Raw genomic sequence first — 16,114 nt, 5'->3', positions numbered from 1 at the left:
ATAACAAATTCGTTAAATGTAGTGTACCATAAGAAGGAAATTCAAAAAGCACTGAATTTAGAGCAAAGAAAAAAACCGTCCATAAGCGAACGGTTGTTAGTTCATGTGGATTAGATTAAACGCGCTCAACTTTTCCAGATTTCAAAGCACGAGTTGACACCCAAACTTTTTTAGGTGTTCCGTCGATCATCACGCGAACTTTTTGTAAGTTAGGTTTTACTGTGCGTTTTGTCGCGTTCATTGCGTGAGAACGGTTGTTTCCACTTTTAGTCTTACGTCCTGTAAAGTAGCAAACTTTAGCCATGTGTTTATTTCCTCCTTTTGCCTTGTTGTGGAGCGCTATAATTCGGCTCATACTAAATGAATTTACCACAATTTACACTTCTTTGCAAGAAAAAACTGAGTCTAGATTGACTTTTTCCTGAAAACGTTGTAAATTTAAGCAGTTGTTTGTTTTTCAAATACGGTTAAACCTGAACTTGGGTATCGTTCTTTTATTTGGGGTACAACTATGGTAAAATACTATAGTAGAAATAGGCGAAAAACCTGTTAAGGAGGCTATCTAATGGCTGTTAAAATTAAAACTGCATCAGGAATTATTGAAATCTCAAATGAAGTCATCGCAACGGTTGTCGGCGGAGCTGCAACAGATGTTTTTGGGATTGTCGGTATGGCAAGCAAAAATCAAATTAAAGATAATATCAATGAAATTTTACGTAAAGAAAACTATTCACGCGGTGTCGTGGTACGCCAACAAGAAAATGGAATTGCAGTAGACGTCTACACGATCGTCAGCTATGGCACGAAAATTTCTGAAGTGTCACGCAATGTGCAAGAAAAAGTGAAATACAATTTGGAAACCATGTTAGGAGTACGCGCAAATTCAGTTAATGTTTTTGTTCAAGGTGTGCGCGTGTTACCAGACTAGTAGAGTAGTTGTCGATCTTAAGGAGGATTTATTACAGTGAAAGTAACGAATATTAGCGCAGGTCAGTTCCAAGAAATGGTACAAGCCGGCGCCAATCGTCTACATGCGAATGCAGAATATGTCAATTCATTAAACGTGTTCCCTGTACCAGATGGAGATACAGGAACCAATATGAATTTATCGATGACGAGTGGGGCAAAGGCCGTTAGTGATTCTGTTTCAGAAGAAGTTGGAGAACTAGCAAAACGATTATCTAAAGGATTATTGATGGGCGCTAGAGGGAACTCTGGGGTGATTTTATCTCAATTATTCCGTGGATTTGCAAAAGAGATCCCGATGGTAAGTACGTTGACTGCACCTGAATTGGCTAAAGCATTTACTCGTGGGGTCGAGACAGCGTACAAAGCGGTGATGAAACCAGTTGAGGGGACAATTTTGACAGTAGCGCGTGTTGCTGCAGAATTTGGTGAGAAAAAAGCCAAAGAAACCGATGACTGTGTAGCGGTCATGCAAGCTGTAGTAACTGGTGCCACAAAGGCATTAGAAAAAACACCAGATTTACTTCCTGTTTTAAAAGAAGTCGGTGTTGTCGATAGTGGTGGTCAAGGACTTTTATTTATTTACGAAGGCTTTTTAGGCGCATTAACGGGCGAATTTAAAGCAGAAGCTGTTGAAAAATCACCAGCAGTAATGGATGAAATGGTCAATGCCGAACACCATCGCAGTGTGCAAGGTCATATGGCGACTGAAGACATTACATTTGGTTATTGTACGGAAATCATGGTGAAAATCGGTGAAGGTCCTACAGTGACAGATAAATTTGACTATGACACGTTCCGTGGTTATTTAAATGAATTAGGGGACTCATTACTTGTGGTCAATGATGATGAAATCATCAAAGTTCACGTTCATACAGAACACCCTGGTGAAGTCATGAACTACGGTCAAAAATTTGGTTCATTGATTAAAATCAAAGTCGACAATATGCGTGTCCAACACGAAACGATTTTAGAACAAGAAGAAGCACCAAAAGCAAAAGCACCACGTACGCCTTACGCAGTGATCGCGATTGCAGCAGGAGACGGTGTCAAAGAATTGTTCACTAGTTTAGGTGTACGCTATGTCATCAGTGGTGGTCAAACGATGAACCCTAGTACGGAAGATATCTTAAAAGCTATCGATGAAGTCAATGCAGATAAAGTGATTTTATTGCCAAACAATAAAAATATCTTTATGGCTGCAGATCAAGCAGCAGAAGTTGCAGAATTGCCTGTTGTCGTTGTACCGACACAAACGATTCCTCAAGGGATGGCTGCGATGCTAGCGTTCAATGAAGCAAGTACTTTAGAAGAAAATCAAACAGTAATGACTCAAGCAGCTAAAGAGATCGTAAGTGGTTCTGTGACGCATGCGATTCGCGATACACAAATCGATGGCATCACGATTCAAGACGGAGACGTATTGGGAATGATCGATGGTAAAATCGTGGTTTCAAATCCAGATATGTATACAACATGCATCGAAACGATGACGCGTATGGCAACAGATGAAACTGAAATTTTAACGTTGATCATCGGTGAAGATGGATCGATGAAAGAAGCAGAAAAAATGGCTGAAGCGATGCAAGCGAAGTTTGCAGATGTAGAAGTTGAGATTCATGAAGGGCAACAACCGGTTTACCCGTATTTGTTTGCAGCAGAATAAAAAAAAGCTTGGACTAGTCAAAGGCTCGTCTAAGCTTTTTTTCATGAGGAGGATATGATGTTTACTCAGTCGGTCACGACACTTTCAGGTGTAGGCGCAAAACGCGCCGAAACATTAGCAAGTTTAGGGATTTTTACAATCGAAGAGTTGATTACTTACTATCCTTTTCGCTATGAAGATGTACAAGAAAGACAACTCTCAGAAATTTTAGATCAAGAAAAAGTAACACTAAAAGGAATTGTAGTGACGCCGCCAGTTGTCAGTCGCTTTGGGTATAAAAAAAATCGACTACAATTTAAAATGAAACAAAATGATGATGTGTTTCAAGTTTCTTTTTTTAATCAAGCCTATTTAAAAGACAAGGTCGTACCATTTGAAGAATTGGTAGTATACGGTAAATGGGATGCTGCTCGGGCATCTTTAGCGGGAATGAAGATTTTAGGTAGTGGGCAGCAATCCGATTTTGCACCCGTGTATCACGTAAATAAAACGATTCGTCAAAAAACGCTACAAGACTTGATCTTAAAAGCACTGAGCACTTATCAAGAACAGATCGAAGAAAATCTGCCACAAAGTTTGATTGACAAATATCGTCTGATGGCACGTAACCAAGCGGTACGCGCCATGCACATCCCACAATCACGTCAAGAGTACGAACAAGCAAAACGGCGAGTGATTTTTGAAGAATTTTTCTTATTCCAAATGACGATCCAAGGGTTAAAACAAAAAGCGCGTGATGCTACGGTCGGGTTAGCGATCGATTACGATCCTCAAGCACTTAAAGGATTTATCAATACGTTACCATTTGAACTTACACAAGCACAAAAAAAAGTAACCAATGAGATCTGTGCAGACTTAAAGAGTCCTAAGCATATGCAACGCTTATTGCAAGGCGATGTAGGAAGTGGTAAAACGATCGTTGCGGCCATTGCATTATTTGCAGCCAAAACAGCAGGATTTCAAGGTGCTTTAATGGTCCCAACGGAGATACTGGCACAACAACATATGGAAAGTTTAAGCGGATTGTTTGCGCACACCAAACTTACCGTAGCTTTACTAACAGGCTCGACTAAAACAAAAGAACGACGAGAGATTTTAGCTGGTTTAGCAAAAGGTACGATCGATATCGTGATCGGGACACATGCGTTGATTCAAGAAGATGTCGTCTTTTCGCATCTTGGCCTAGTGATCACCGATGAACAACATCGTTTTGGCGTCAACCAGCGCAAGATTTTACGTGAAAAAGGCTTAAAACCAGATGTCTTATTTATGACGGCAACACCGATCCCGCGAACATTAGCGATAACAGCTTACGGTGAGATGGATGTGTCGATCATCGATGAGTTGCCTAAAGGAAGGATCCCGATTGAAACGAGATGGATCAAACCACAACAGCTGATAGATGCTTTGGATTTTGCACGTCAACAATTGCAAAAAGGACATCAAATGTATGTGATTTGTCCGTTGATTGAAGAATCAGAAACTTTAGATGTTAAAAATGCTCAGGCGATCTATGAAGATCTATGTCAAACGTTTCCTGAGTTTACTGTAGGTCTTTTGCATGGGAAAATGCGTCCTAGTGAAAAAGATCAAATCATGGAAGAATTTAAAGACAACCAAACGCAAATTTTAGTTTCAACAACAGTGATTGAAGTCGGTGTCAACGTCCCGAATGCTTCAGTGATGGTCATTATGGATGCTGATCGTTTTGGTTTAGCACAGTTGCACCAATTGCGTGGTCGAGTTGGACGGGGCCAAACAGCTTCTTATTGTATCTTAGTTGCCCAACCAAAAAATGATGTCGGAAAAGAACGAATGAAGATCATGACAGAAACGACTAATGGATTTATCGTGAGTGAACGTGATCTTGCATTACGTGGACCAGGAGAGGTATTTGGAAATCGGCAATCTGGCTTGCCTGAATTTATGATCGCTGACTTAGTCGAACATGCGCATATATTAGAAGTTGCCCAACAAGAAGCCAGTGCGATTTTCAAACAAACCAATTGGCAAGTCTTGCCTGAATACGCGGCTCTTCAAGCGTATTTGCAACAAAATCAGCAGCAAAATGGCTCATTTGATTAATAAATTATGCTATACTAGATGAGTTCAAAAGAAAGGAGTGCATCAGACATGAGAATTGCTGTCGATGCGATGGGTGGCGATCATGCGCCACAAGCAATCGTTGAAGGCGTAATGCTAGCAAAAAAAGATTTTCCGATGATTGAATTCCAACTTTATGGAAAAGAAGCGGAGATCCGTAAATATGTAACAGATGAAACAAATGTTACGATCATTCATACTGATGAAAAAATTTATAGTGAAGACGAACCGGTAAAAGCGATTCGCAAGAAAAAACAAGCATCAATGGTCTTAGCGGCACAGGCAGTTAAAGAAGGGCGTGCAGACGCGATCTTTAGTGCAGGCAATACCGGTGCATTACTTGCAGCAGGGCTATTTATTATCGGACGCATCAAAGGGGTCGACCGACCTGGGTTAATGTCGACTTTACCTGTGATGACAAGCGATGCCGGATTTGATATGTTAGATTTAGGTGCTAATGCCGAAAACAAGCCTGAGCATTTAGTTCAATATGCGATTTTAGGCTCTTTTTATGCGTCACATGTTCGTGGGATCACTACACCTCGTGTGGGTCTGTTAAATAATGGAACGGAAGAAACTAAGGGTAGTGAGCTAACGAAAAAAACATATGAATTACTACAAGCAGAACCAGGAATCAATTTTATTGGAAATGTCGAAGCGCGCGAGTTATTAAATGGTGTAGCAGATGTTGTCGTGACGGATGGTTTTACTGGGAATGCAGTCTTGAAAACGATCGAAGGAACAGCTTTGAATCTGATGGCTGTTTTAAAGGAATCGATTTTAGACGCAGGAATTAAAGGTAAACTCGGCGCATTGTTGTTAAAAGATAGTCTACGTGGATTAAAAGGTAAAATGGACTACGCTAAATATGGAGGCGCAGTTTTATTTGGATTAAAAGCTCCTGTGATCAAAACACATGGAGCAACCGGTCCAGAAGCAGTGGCACAAACGATTCGTCAAATCCATACCATGCTAGAAACCAAAATGGTCGAAGAATTAGTCACGCAATTTGACGAAAAGAAAAAACAAGAAGGTACTTTCTCGATTAATGAGAAGCTACAAAAAAAGGTAGACAAATAAGCGAGAACTCGTTAGAATGGGCTTAGTTATTTTACTGTCTCGTCACTAAGGTGGAGGTGAAAACAGTTGACACACGATGAAGTATTTCAAAAAGTAGCCGTAGTGATCGCCAATCACTTTGAAGTAAATGCAGAGAATGTAACCGAAGCAATGAACATCAAAGACGATCTAAACGCGGACTCAATTAGTGTAATGGAATTTGTTCTTGAATTAGAAGAAGAATTCGGTACCGAAATCTCAGATGAAGATGCGGAAAAAATTGAAACTGTAGGTGCTGCAGTGGATTATATTACCAATAATATCGCATAACAAAAAAGTTTGAAGGAATTTCCTTCAAACTTTTTTTGTTTTCAAACAAAACATTAATTATATTAAGTGAAAATCTACTAAGAATTTGCTTTATTTTTAGAATAAGTTGAAAAACGGTTACATTTTATAGCACTTTTTCTTTTATTGCCCTTGAACCGACTGAAAACTATGCTATTATAAGTAAATATCCGGATACCGATTTTTTTGGTCTTGTATTTTTTTGACATATTCTATATAATTATTAAAAAAATATGATATTTCTATTAGAATAAAAAAACAAGCACTATCAAACTGAGTATCGATACTATTGAAGGGGGCTTTTCGTTGGCAAATGCAAAACAGTTATTAGACGTACAACATTTACATACTAGCTTTCGGATCAAAGATGATTTTTACGATGCCGTAGATGATGTTTCATTTACACTAAATCGTAATGAAATCTTAGCGATCGTAGGTGAATCAGGTTGTGGAAAGAGTACATTAGCTACGACCATCATGGGATTACAAGACTTGGCAAACACAAAAATCACTGGTGAGATCATGTACAAGGATTTAAACCTAGCCAATCTAAACGAGACACTTTATAACAAGATTCGAGGAAATGATATTGGAATGATTTTCCAAGATCCTTTATCAGCCCTAAACCCTTTGATGCGTATCGAAGACCAGATCAAAGAGGGACTATCGTATCATACAAAAATGACCAGCGAACAAAGACAACAACGTGCGATTGAACTGTTGACACAAGTTGGGATTCCAAATCCAGAGCGAATCGGTCGCCAATATCCGCATGAATTGTCTGGTGGGATGCGCCAACGGGTAATTATTGCAATCGCTATTGCTTGTAAGCCACCAATCATCATTGCAGATGAACCGACAACAGCTCTTGACGTAACAATTCAAGCACAAATTTTAGATTTATTGACTGATCTACAACGTGAAACTGAAGCAGGGATCATCTTGATCACGCATGACCTTGGTGTCGTAGCTGAAATGGCCGATCGAGTAGCGGTAATGTATGGTGGACAGTTTGTGGAAGTAGCAACAGCTGAAGAGTTATTTAATAACCCTAAACATCCGTACACCCGCTCTTTACTGAACTCGATTCCTCAAGAAGATCAAGAAGGTGATTTACACGTGATCGAAGGTGTCGTCCCTTCTTTAAAAAATATGGTACGTGATGGCTGCCGTTTTGCACCACGGATTCCCTGGATTCCAGCGTCAGCACATGAAGAAAATCCGACCCTTCATGAAGTATCTCCTGGCCATTTAGTCCGTTGCACGTGCTATCAGCACTTTCATTTTAGAGACGAAAAGGAGTAGTGTAGATGTCAGAATTGATTACAATTAAAGACCTAAAAGTTCACTATCCGATTCGTAGTGGATTTTTGAATCGTGTGACCGACTATGTTTACGCTGTAGACGGGGTCGATTTCGTGATTGAAAAAGGCCAAACGTATGGATTAGTTGGTGAATCAGGTTCTGGGAAATCGACGACTGGAAAAGCGATCGTCGGACTAGAAAAAGTAACTGCTGGTGGCATTATTTACGAAGGTCAAGACGTGACCAAATCATCGGTACGAAGAAAAATGCAATACAATAAAGATGTCCAAATGATCTTTCAAGATTCAATGTCTAGTTTGAATCCGAAACGTCGTGTGATTGATATCATTGCGGAACCTTTACGCAATTTTGAGCGTTTGAGCGACCAAGAAGAGAAAAAACGCGTGAAGGAATTACTTGATATCGTTGGCATGCCAGAAGATGCACTATATAAGTATCCGCATGAGTTTTCAGGTGGACAACGGCAACGTATCGGGGTAGCCCGTGCAGTAGCATCAAATCCTAAATTGATCGTAGCCGATGAGCCAGTTTCTGCACTCGATTTATCGGTACAAGCACAAGTATTGAACTTTATGAAACGGATTCAAGAAGAGTATGGGTTAAGTTTCTTATTTATCTCGCATGATCTTGGAGTCGTAAAACATATGTGTGACAATATCGCGATCATGTATAAAGGCCGCTTTGTTGAGATTGGAACAAAACAAGATATTTATACGAATCCACAGCATATCTATACGAAACGTTTATTATCAGCAATTCCTCAGATCGATGTTAAAAATCGTGATGCCCATAAAGAAACACGACGCTTAGTGGAAGCGGAGTATATCAATAATCAAAAAAATTACTACGACGAAACGGGTCGTGTGTATGACTTAACGAGCATTTCACCGACACATCAAGTCGCATTAAAAGATGGGGGGAAAAGCTAAATGTGGAAAACGATTTTACGTCGCGTGATCTTAATGATTCCCCAAATCATTATTTTAAGTTTACTGATCTTTATTCTAGCAAAAATGATGCCGGGTGATCCATTTACAGGATTGATCAATCCCAATACGGATCCTGCGCGAATCGAAGAATTAAAAAAAGCTTCTGGTTTTTATGATCCATGGTATCAACAATACTACAATTGGATCACCAATGCCTTACATGGTGATTTTGGGAAAAGTTATACGTATAAATATGATGTCGCGACCGTTATTGGTCAACGGATCGGCAATACCGTTCGTTTAGCGATCGTATCAGTGATCTTAACGTATGCTTTAGCGATCCCATTAGGATTATATGCTGGTCGTTATGAAAACTCTTGGTTAGATAAATTTGTTGTAGGCTATAACTTTATTAGTTTTGCGATTCCAGTTTTTGTCTTGGCTTTATTGATGATCTACTTCTTTGGGTATACTTTGCATTGGTTCCCAACAAGTGGAAGTGTTGCAACAGATGCGACGCCTGGGACGATTGGCTATTTTATGAGTCAATTGTATCATGTTCTCTTGCCATCGATCGTGCAAGCACTATTAGGAACAGCCGTCACGATCCAGTATTTACGTAGTGAAGTAATCGATGCGAAGAAAATGGATTACATTCGTACTGCGCGCTCTAAAGGTGTTCCGACAAGTACCGTTTTCAATCGTCACATTTTTAGAAATGCTTCACTACCGATTGCATCGACTTTGGGTTATGAGATCACTGGTTTGATTTCAGGGTCGGTGATGATCGAGATCATCTTTAATTATCCAGGGATCGGAAACTTGTTTATTACAAGTATCGGCCAACGTGACTATTCAGTCATCACCGCATTGACCTTGATCTTTGGGGTAGCGACTTTAGTAGGAACGTTATTATCCGATATCATTATGAGTATCGTGGATCCACGAATTCGAATCCAATAACATAGGAGGAGTGTACACAATGGCAAAAAAAGAAACAGCTACAGTAGAAACCGTGTCGACACCCCCTATGGGAATCAGAGTGATCGCACGAGAATTCAAAAAAGATAAATTAGCGATGTTTTCGCTTGGTTTATTGATCTTTGTCTTACTATTTGCCTTTATTGGCAGTTTTGTTTTAGATGCAGACACGGTCAATAAAGTCAGTATTTTTGATCGTTATGCTACACCAGGATCGACTGCAGTCGATGGTCGGTATTACTTATTGGGTGCTGATGAAGGTGGTCGTGACGTCTTTGGGTTATTAGTCATTGGAGCCCGTAATTCAATCATGATCGGTTTTTTGATCACGATTATTACCTCGATTATCGGGGTAGCGGTTGGGATCATCTCAGGATATTACGGCGGCGTAATCGATACAGTATTGATGCGGATCGTCGATTTTATCATGATCTTACCGATTTTATTGATCATTATCGTATTGGTAACGATCGTACCAAAATACAATGCGTTAAGTTTAGTTTGGATTATGTCGGCCTTTTATTGGGTCGGAAAAGCACGGCTATTTCGTGCTAAAACGCTCTCTGAAAGTCGTCGTGACTATGTGAGTGCGTCAAAAACATTAGGGACATCGAATTTTAAAATCATGTTTTTTGAAGTGATGCCAAACTTAAGTTCATTGATTATCACCAATTTAACGATGAACTTCGCCGCAAATATCGGGATCGAAACAAGTTTGACGTTCTTAGGCTTTGGATTACCAATCAAAACACCAAGTTTAGGAACCTTGATCTCGTATGCGAACAACTCAGAAGTCATCACATCAAAACCATGGGTATGGATACCAGCATCATTACTAATTTTAGTCTTGATGTTAAGTATAAATTATGTCGGTCAAGCCTTTAAACGTTCCGCAGATGCGCGTCAACGTTTAGGATAATCAGAAACGGGGGAAAAGGAATGAAGAAAAAAGCATTATTAGGTTTAGTAACAGTGGCAGGGTTAAGCTTAACTTTAGCTGCTTGTGGCAATGGAAGTAAAGACAATAGCAGTAAAGGATCTAGCGATACAGCAACCGATACTGCAAATTTCAAAGTCAAAACCTCAAACGATAAAGAAGCGATGAAAGATGGTACCTTAGAAATTGCCGAAGTAACCGATACAGCATTTACTGGGATCTTCTCAGATGCGTTCTCAGAAATGAATTTAGATTCAACTTATTTTGCACCAGCAAATGAGCCATTGTTTTACTATGACAAAGATTTAAAGATCAAAGATGGTGGCGCAGCGAAAATCAAATTTGATGAAGATGCAAAAACGGCTACGATTACGTTAAATGATAAATTAAAATGGAGTGACGGCAAAGACGTTACAGCCGACGATTTGATCTTCCCATATCAAGTAATTGCAGATAAAGATTATACTGGTGTACGTTATGATTCTACAATGAAAAACATCGTTGGAATCGAAGACTATCATGATGGAAAATCAGATAGTATTTCAGGAATCAAAAAAGTGAATGACAAAGAAATCGTGATCTCATACAAAGAATTTGCACCATCTATCTTACAAGGTGGAGGCGGCGTATTATCTTACGCAATGCCAAAACATGCGTTTGACGGAATCGCAGTCAAAGATATGGCAGCATCTGATCCAGTTCGTAAAAACCCAATTACTTTTGGACCTTACTACATCAGTAAAATTACAACAGGTGAGTCTGTAGAATTCTTACCAAATGAATACTACTATGGTGACAAACCAAAACTATCTAAATTAACGATGAAGAGTATTCCAACGTCTTCAGCTGTAGCGTCAATGAAATCAAAAGAATACGATATCTATGATGGCATGCCAAACTCAGAATACACATCTTGGAAAGATTTAGATGGTTATGAGCTATTAGGTCAACAAGAACTAGCTTATAACTACATTGGATTCAAACTAGGTAAATGGGATGCCGATAAAGGTGAAAACGTAATGGATGCTAATGCTAAAATGGCAGATAAATCATTACGTCAAGCAATTGGCTATGCAGTTGACAACGCAGCCATTGCAGAAAAATTATACAATGGCTTGCAAACAGAAGCGAATTCATTAGTCGTACCTGGCTTTGCATCACTTTATGACAAAGATCTTGCTGGCTACAAACAAGATGTCGATAAAGCGAAAAAATTATTAGATGATGCCGGTTATAAAGATGTCGATGGCGATGGCTTACGTGAAGATAAAGACGGCAAAAAATTAACGATCAACTTTGCCTTCCGTGATGGCGGAACGACTGCGAAGTCATTATCTGAATACTACATTCAAGCTTGGAAAGAAGTTGGTTTGAATGTTGAACTAGCAACTGGACGTTTAATCGAAGTAAATAGCTTCTATGATAAATTACAAGCAGATGATCCAGGAATCGATATGTATCAAGCAGGTTGGTCAACTGGATTTGATCCAAACCAAGCTGGTCTTTATGGAAAAGATGCACAATTTAACTTCACTCGTTTTGTATCGGATGAAAACACCAAATTATTGGATCAAATGTCATCAAAAGATGCTTTAGATGAAGATAAAGCAGCGAAAATCTACAAAGATTGGCAAGAATATGCAAATGAAGAAGCATTTGTAATTCCAACGACTTACTCTTATCTAGTAACACCAGTTAGCGATCGTGTAACAGGTTACGATATCACACGTGATCTAGATTACAACACATTCACAACTTTAGGTGTGACTGAAGCAAAATAATTGATCAGTAAATAGACTACGCCCTCGCGTAGTCTATTTTTTTGTTATACTGACACTAAGGGAGTGAAAATTATGTTTGCGTTAGTACTGCCATTATTAGAACGAGTGGGATTGATTATTTTATTAGCCAATCTACTCATGAATAGCCCATATTACAAAAAATTGATGTACCATCGCCAAGAACGACTGGCACAAATCGTGTTGATCCTAACATTTAGTATCTTTGCGATCATTAGTAACTTTACAGGTGTTTTAGTGACAGATGCTAGGCAGATCGATTCATCAGCTTTTGTGAATCTAGCTAGCCATGCCTCAATCGCCAATACAAGGACGCTTACGATCGGGATGTCCGGCTTGATCGGTGGTCCTGTCGTTGGTCTTTTTGTTGGGTTGATCTCAGGAACTGTGCGTTTCATGCAAGGGGGAACGGCACCCTATACGTATTTTATCTCGTCGATCGTCATCGGGTGTGCATCTGGAATTTTCGGATACTTCAGTTTAAAAAAACAAACCTATCCTAGTATCGTTCAAGGAGCAGTTTGCGGAGTCTTGATGGAAGTGATTCAAATGATGTGCATTTTTCTCTTTTTACCAGACCGAACGCAAGCGATCCTGTTGATCGAAACGATCGCATTACCGATGATATTTGTGAATGCTCTAGGAACAAGTCTGTTTTTATCGATTATTTTATCGACATTAAAACAAGAAGAAAGTACGCGTGCGATTCAAACCCATGATGTATTGGAATTAGCCAATACGACATTACCCTATTTTCGACAAGGATTGACGGCAGAATCAGCCTATCAAACGGCCGAGCAAATCAAGAAATTTATGCGTGTTTCAGCCGTTAGTGTGACCAATCAAACGGAAATTTTAGCACATGTCGGCGAAGCGAGTGATCATCATATCGCTAAAGAAGCGATTATTACGGACCTCTCAAAAGAAGTACTCAAAACTGGAGAACTTCATGTTGTCCGCACGAAACGCGAAATCGGCTGTAGCCATCCAGATTGTCCGCTAGAAGCGGCGATCGTCGTGCCATTGATGGTACAAGCAAAAGTTATTGGAACATTTAAATTGTACTTTACTGATGCAAGTGAGTTGACCTATGTTGAAGAGCAGTTAGCTAAAGGATTAGGCGAGATTTTTTCTTCGCAAATCGAACTCGGCGAAATGGATAACGCGCAACGACTGTTAAAGGATGCCGAGATCAAATCGCTACAAGCGCAAGTCAATCCGCACTTTTTATTTAATGCGATCAATACGATTTCGGCTTTGATGCGTTTTGACAGTGAACAGGCTCGGCACTTATTACTGCAACTTGGTCATTATTTTCGTGCCAATTTAAATGGACACCGAAATAATCTGATCCCGGTATCAGAAGAGTTAGCCCATGTGGAAGCCTATTTAGCGATCGAACAAGCACGTTTTCCTGAGCGCTATACGATAAACTTTGCGATCGATCCCGTCTTGCATACGATCCAGATCCCACCATTTGTTATTCAAATTTTAGTGGAAAATGCGTTGAAGCATGCGTTTATTGGACGCAAAAGAGGCAATCAAGTCTTTGTGACCGCACAAAAAAATGAAACGACCGTCACCATTAGTGTAAAAGATAATGGTCAGGGAATTGATCCAGTTAAACAAGCCCGTCTTGGACGAGAAGTCGTTGAATCGAAAAGTGGTACCGGTTCGGCACTAGAAAATATTAATCGTCGTTTGGTCAGTTTGTTTGGGCAAGAGGCGCATTTGGTGATTGAATCTACACCGGATGGAAGTTGTTTTTCCTTTACGATTCCGGTTTTAGAAAAGGAGTGAGTCGATGAACATCGCAATTATAGATGATGAACGTTTAGCACGAATGGAGCTACATTATTTACTGCAACAAGTTGAAGGTGTCGAGAACATCTATGAAGGAGAATCGATTGAAGAAGCGTTTGCTTTATTGTTACAGGAAACGATTGATCTCTTGTTTTTAGATATTCATCTGACCGATGAGAGTGGGCTAGATCTAGCCAAAAAAATCCAGCAAGTCCCACACCCGCCTTTGATTATCTTTGCTACAGCATATGATAACCATGCAGTAGAAGCTTTTGAATTAAATGCGTTAGACTATATTTTAAAACCGTTCGAACAAGAGCGGATCAAAAAAGCAGTTGCTAAAGCCCAACAAACGCTAGTGAAACAGACGGCTATGCCAGTCAATCCTCGTTTGACGATCGAAACGGATGAACGGATTTTTCTTGTCCCGTTTGATGAGATCTTGTATGCGGAAGTTCAAGGGAAACAAACAACGATCCATACGGAAGAGCGCCAATTTATCACTACATTGACATTGGCTGCTCTAGAACAACAGGTACCAAGTATCAATTTCTTAAAAGTACACCGTAGTTACATCATCAATACGGCAAAAATCACTGAGATCCAACCGTGGTTTAATCAGACCTATCAAGTGACGATGAGCAATCAAGAAAAGGTGCCAGTAAGCCGTTCGTACGTCAAATCGTTTAAACAAGCAATTGGATTGTAGCATTTTAGGAAGCGTATCCAGTAAGTTATACCCTGATTCCAGTAAATAGCGAAAAAAACCACTTTTAAAGTGGTTTTTTTTATATAGTAAAGACAAGAAAACAAGAGAAATCAAGGGGGACAATAAGATGAAAAAAACTTATTCAATTATTTACCAAGGAGTTATGATCAGTATCGTTATGATGATCTCAAAATTTATTGAGGCGCTTTTGCCCTTTGCGATGCCATCTTCAGTGATTGGATTGGTGTTATTATTTATTGCTTTATGCACAAACATCATTCGTTTAGAGCAAATCGAGACAGTCGGCAATGCATTGGTAGATAATATTGGATTGTTCTTTGTGCCAGCAGGAATTTCAGCAATCAATTCGCTTGATTTATTGAAAGGGCACTTTTTATTGACGATCGCCTTGATTTTCTTTTCTACGTTATTTTTATTAGTCGGTACAGGTTGGATGGCGCAATTATTATTGAGTATCGGGCATAAAAAAGTTGCCAAAAAACCGGCTACTTTTCCTAAAATTGCGACAATCAAAAAATCAACAGCAAATGAGGTGAGATAAGATGGATATGATCATTGAATTATTTAAACAAACACCTGTTTTTGGCGTCTTACTTTCATTAGGTACGTTTTATATTGGACAAGTTTTATTTAAAAAATCAAAGGGCTTCTTCTTATTTGCACCACTATTTGTTGCGATGGTTTTGGGGATCTTGACATTGATGGCAACTGGAATCTCATTTCCAGAGTTTAATAAAGGCGGACAAGTAGTGAGTTTCTTTTTGGAACCTGCGACGATTTGTTTTGCGATCCCACTTTATAAAAAACGCGAGGTCTTAAAAAAATACTGGGCGCAGATCTTAGGCGGAATCACATTAGGAAGCATCGTAGCGATCTATGGGATCTATATCGTATCTAATGTATTTGAACTAGGTAAAGTCGTAACAGCTTCTATGCTTCCACAAGCAGCAACGACTGCAATTGCGATGCCAACATCAATTGCAATGGGAGGATCAGGTGAATTAACTTCGCTAGCTTGTATTTTAAATGGAGTCATCATTTATGCACTAGCACGTCCCTTAGTTGATTTCTTTAAAATCAAAGATCCAATCGCTAGAGGATTGGCATTAGGAACTTCTGGTCATTCATTAGGTGTTTCTGCCGCACAACCAATGGGAGAAGTCGAAACCTCAATGGCAAGTATTGCATTAGTTGTTGTTGGAGTGATCGTAACGGTTGTTGTCCCGATTGCTGGACAAATTTTATTGTAAAAAAGGTTGTTCTAGAAGTGGGTTATTTCTAAAATAGTTACTTCTAGAACTCTATTTATTTTGGGTCGTGACGGATTTTTGTCACGGCTCTTTTTATGTTTTTGGTGAGGAGAAAGAAAGTAACTATTCAGCTGGTCTTGATATGAATAAAGTCCAGATCATCTGACTTAAGCAATCCTTAAAAGAATCCAGTAAGAATAGTTAACAGCCGGGGCGG

15 protein-coding genes are annotated in these 16,114 nt (G+C 39.5%); 14 read left to right on the top strand and 1 reads right to left on the bottom strand.

All coding sequences use genetic code 11. The annotated features are described in order from the left end of the window. Nucleotides 1-115 precede the first annotated feature (115 nt). A complete protein-coding gene (rpmB, locus tag QZ413_RS07300) occupies nt 116-304 on the bottom strand; it encodes a 50S ribosomal protein L28 (RefSeq protein ID WP_016185969.1) in 189 nt (62 codons plus the stop codon). A 261-nt stretch (nt 305-565) separates the two neighbouring features. Between rpmB and QZ413_RS07295 the strand changes: the two genes are divergently transcribed. The 14 genes from QZ413_RS07295 to lrgB all read left to right on the top strand — a co-directional run bounded on the left by QZ413_RS07295 (nt 566) and on the right by lrgB (nt 15,897). Further along, a complete protein-coding gene (locus tag QZ413_RS07295) occupies nt 566-928 on the top strand; it encodes an Asp23/Gls24 family envelope stress response protein (RefSeq protein ID WP_016185968.1) in 363 nt (120 codons plus the stop codon). Between the two features lie 36 nt (nt 929-964). Continuing rightward, nucleotides 965-2,632, top strand: coding sequence for a DAK2 domain-containing protein (locus QZ413_RS07290; protein ID WP_297077977.1), 1,668 nt, complete (start codon nt 965-967; stop codon nt 2,630-2,632). A gap of 57 nt (nt 2,633-2,689) precedes the next feature. Further along, nucleotides 2,690-4,717 carry an ATP-dependent DNA helicase RecG gene (gene recG, locus QZ413_RS07285; RefSeq protein WP_297078860.1) on the top strand — a complete coding sequence of 676 codons (2,028 nt, stop codon included), beginning with the start codon at nt 2,690-2,692 and terminating at the stop codon, nt 4,715-4,717. A 48-nt stretch (nt 4,718-4,765) separates the two neighbouring features. Continuing rightward, nucleotides 4,766-5,815 (top strand): phosphate acyltransferase PlsX, encoded by a 1,050-nt coding sequence (plsX, locus tag QZ413_RS07280; protein WP_297077975.1) that lies wholly within the window; start codon nt 4,766-4,768, stop codon nt 5,813-5,815. Between the two features lie 66 nt (nt 5,816-5,881). Beyond that, nucleotides 5,882-6,124 (top strand): acyl carrier protein, encoded by a 243-nt coding sequence (acpP, locus tag QZ413_RS07275; RefSeq protein WP_297077973.1) that lies wholly within the window; start codon nt 5,882-5,884, stop codon nt 6,122-6,124. A 324-nt stretch (nt 6,125-6,448) separates the two neighbouring features. Then, the gene (locus QZ413_RS07270) at nt 6,449-7,447 is read left to right on the top strand and encodes an ABC transporter ATP-binding protein (protein WP_297077972.1); all 999 of its coding nucleotides are present in this window, start codon (nt 6,449-6,451) and stop codon (nt 7,445-7,447) included. A 5-nt stretch (nt 7,448-7,452) separates the two neighbouring features. Further along, entirely contained in the window at nt 7,453-8,397 is a 945-nt protein-coding gene (locus QZ413_RS07265) for an ABC transporter ATP-binding protein (RefSeq protein WP_297077970.1), read from the top strand. Continuing rightward, nucleotides 8,398-9,360, top strand: a complete 963-nt coding sequence (gene opp4B / locus QZ413_RS07260) for an oligopeptide ABC transporter permease (RefSeq protein WP_016185961.1) — start codon at nt 8,398-8,400, stop codon at nt 9,358-9,360. Between the two features lie 19 nt (nt 9,361-9,379). After that, complete coding sequence (locus QZ413_RS07255) at nt 9,380-10,297, top strand: ABC transporter permease (protein ID WP_297077967.1); 918 nt, start codon at nt 9,380-9,382, stop codon at nt 10,295-10,297. A gap of 20 nt (nt 10,298-10,317) precedes the next feature. After that, nucleotides 10,318-12,096: an oligopeptide ABC transporter substrate-binding protein gene (locus QZ413_RS07250; RefSeq protein ID WP_297077965.1), complete on the top strand. Its 1,779-nt coding sequence runs from the start codon at nt 10,318-10,320 to the stop codon at nt 12,094-12,096. 72 nt (nt 12,097-12,168) lie between these two features. Then, a complete protein-coding gene (locus QZ413_RS07245) occupies nt 12,169-13,914 on the top strand; it encodes a sensor histidine kinase (RefSeq protein ID WP_297077963.1) in 1,746 nt (581 codons plus the stop codon). Nucleotides 13,915-13,918: 4 nt separating this feature from the next. After that, on the top strand, nt 13,919-14,626 hold the full coding sequence (locus QZ413_RS07240) for a LytTR family DNA-binding domain-containing protein (RefSeq protein ID WP_297077962.1): 708 nt from the start codon (nt 13,919-13,921) through the stop codon (nt 14,624-14,626). 127 nt (nt 14,627-14,753) lie between these two features. Continuing rightward, complete coding sequence (gene lrgA, locus QZ413_RS07235; RefSeq protein WP_297077960.1) at nt 14,754-15,188, top strand: antiholin-like murein hydrolase modulator LrgA; 435 nt, start codon at nt 14,754-14,756, stop codon at nt 15,186-15,188. A 1-nt stretch (nt 15,189) separates the two neighbouring features. Beyond that, nucleotides 15,190-15,897, top strand: coding sequence for an antiholin-like protein LrgB (lrgB, locus tag QZ413_RS07230; protein ID WP_297077959.1), 708 nt, complete (start codon nt 15,190-15,192; stop codon nt 15,895-15,897). The last annotated feature ends 217 nt before the right edge of the window (nt 15,898-16,114 follow it).

The organism is uncultured Enterococcus sp. (assembly GCF_913775425.1).
In the GTDB taxonomy this organism is placed as follows: Bacteria; Bacillota; Bacilli; order Lactobacillales; family Enterococcaceae; genus Enterococcus_G.
The sequence above is the reverse complement of the archived record's forward strand: the minus strand, read 5'-3'. Positions and strand labels throughout refer to the sequence as shown.

What these genes read in the sequence shown, in the direction of transcription:
- rpmB (WP_016185969.1), bottom strand. Translation starts at nt 304, where the DNA reads ATGGCTAAAGTTTGCTACTTTACAGGACGTAAGACTAAAAGTGGAAAC.
- QZ413_RS07295 (WP_016185968.1), top strand. Translation starts at nt 566, where the DNA reads ATGGCTGTTAAAATTAAAACTGCATCAGGAATTATTGAAATCTCAAAT.
- recG (WP_297078860.1), top strand. Translation starts at nt 2,690, where the DNA reads ATGTTTACTCAGTCGGTCACGACACTTTCAGGTGTAGGCGCAAAACGC.
- plsX (WP_297077975.1), top strand. Translation starts at nt 4,766, where the DNA reads ATGAGAATTGCTGTCGATGCGATGGGTGGCGATCATGCGCCACAAGCA.
- QZ413_RS07265 (WP_297077970.1), top strand. Translation starts at nt 7,453, where the DNA reads ATGTCAGAATTGATTACAATTAAAGACCTAAAAGTTCACTATCCGATT.
- opp4B (WP_016185961.1), top strand. Translation starts at nt 8,398, where the DNA reads ATGTGGAAAACGATTTTACGTCGCGTGATCTTAATGATTCCCCAAATC.
- QZ413_RS07255 (WP_297077967.1), top strand. Translation starts at nt 9,380, where the DNA reads ATGGCAAAAAAAGAAACAGCTACAGTAGAAACCGTGTCGACACCCCCT.
- QZ413_RS07250 (WP_297077965.1), top strand. Translation starts at nt 10,318, where the DNA reads ATGAAGAAAAAAGCATTATTAGGTTTAGTAACAGTGGCAGGGTTAAGC.
- QZ413_RS07245 (WP_297077963.1), top strand. Translation starts at nt 12,169, where the DNA reads ATGTTTGCGTTAGTACTGCCATTATTAGAACGAGTGGGATTGATTATT.
- QZ413_RS07240 (WP_297077962.1), top strand. Translation starts at nt 13,919, where the DNA reads ATGAACATCGCAATTATAGATGATGAACGTTTAGCACGAATGGAGCTA.
- lrgA (WP_297077960.1), top strand. Translation starts at nt 14,754, where the DNA reads ATGAAAAAAACTTATTCAATTATTTACCAAGGAGTTATGATCAGTATC.
- lrgB (WP_297077959.1), top strand. Translation starts at nt 15,190, where the DNA reads ATGGATATGATCATTGAATTATTTAAACAAACACCTGTTTTTGGCGTC.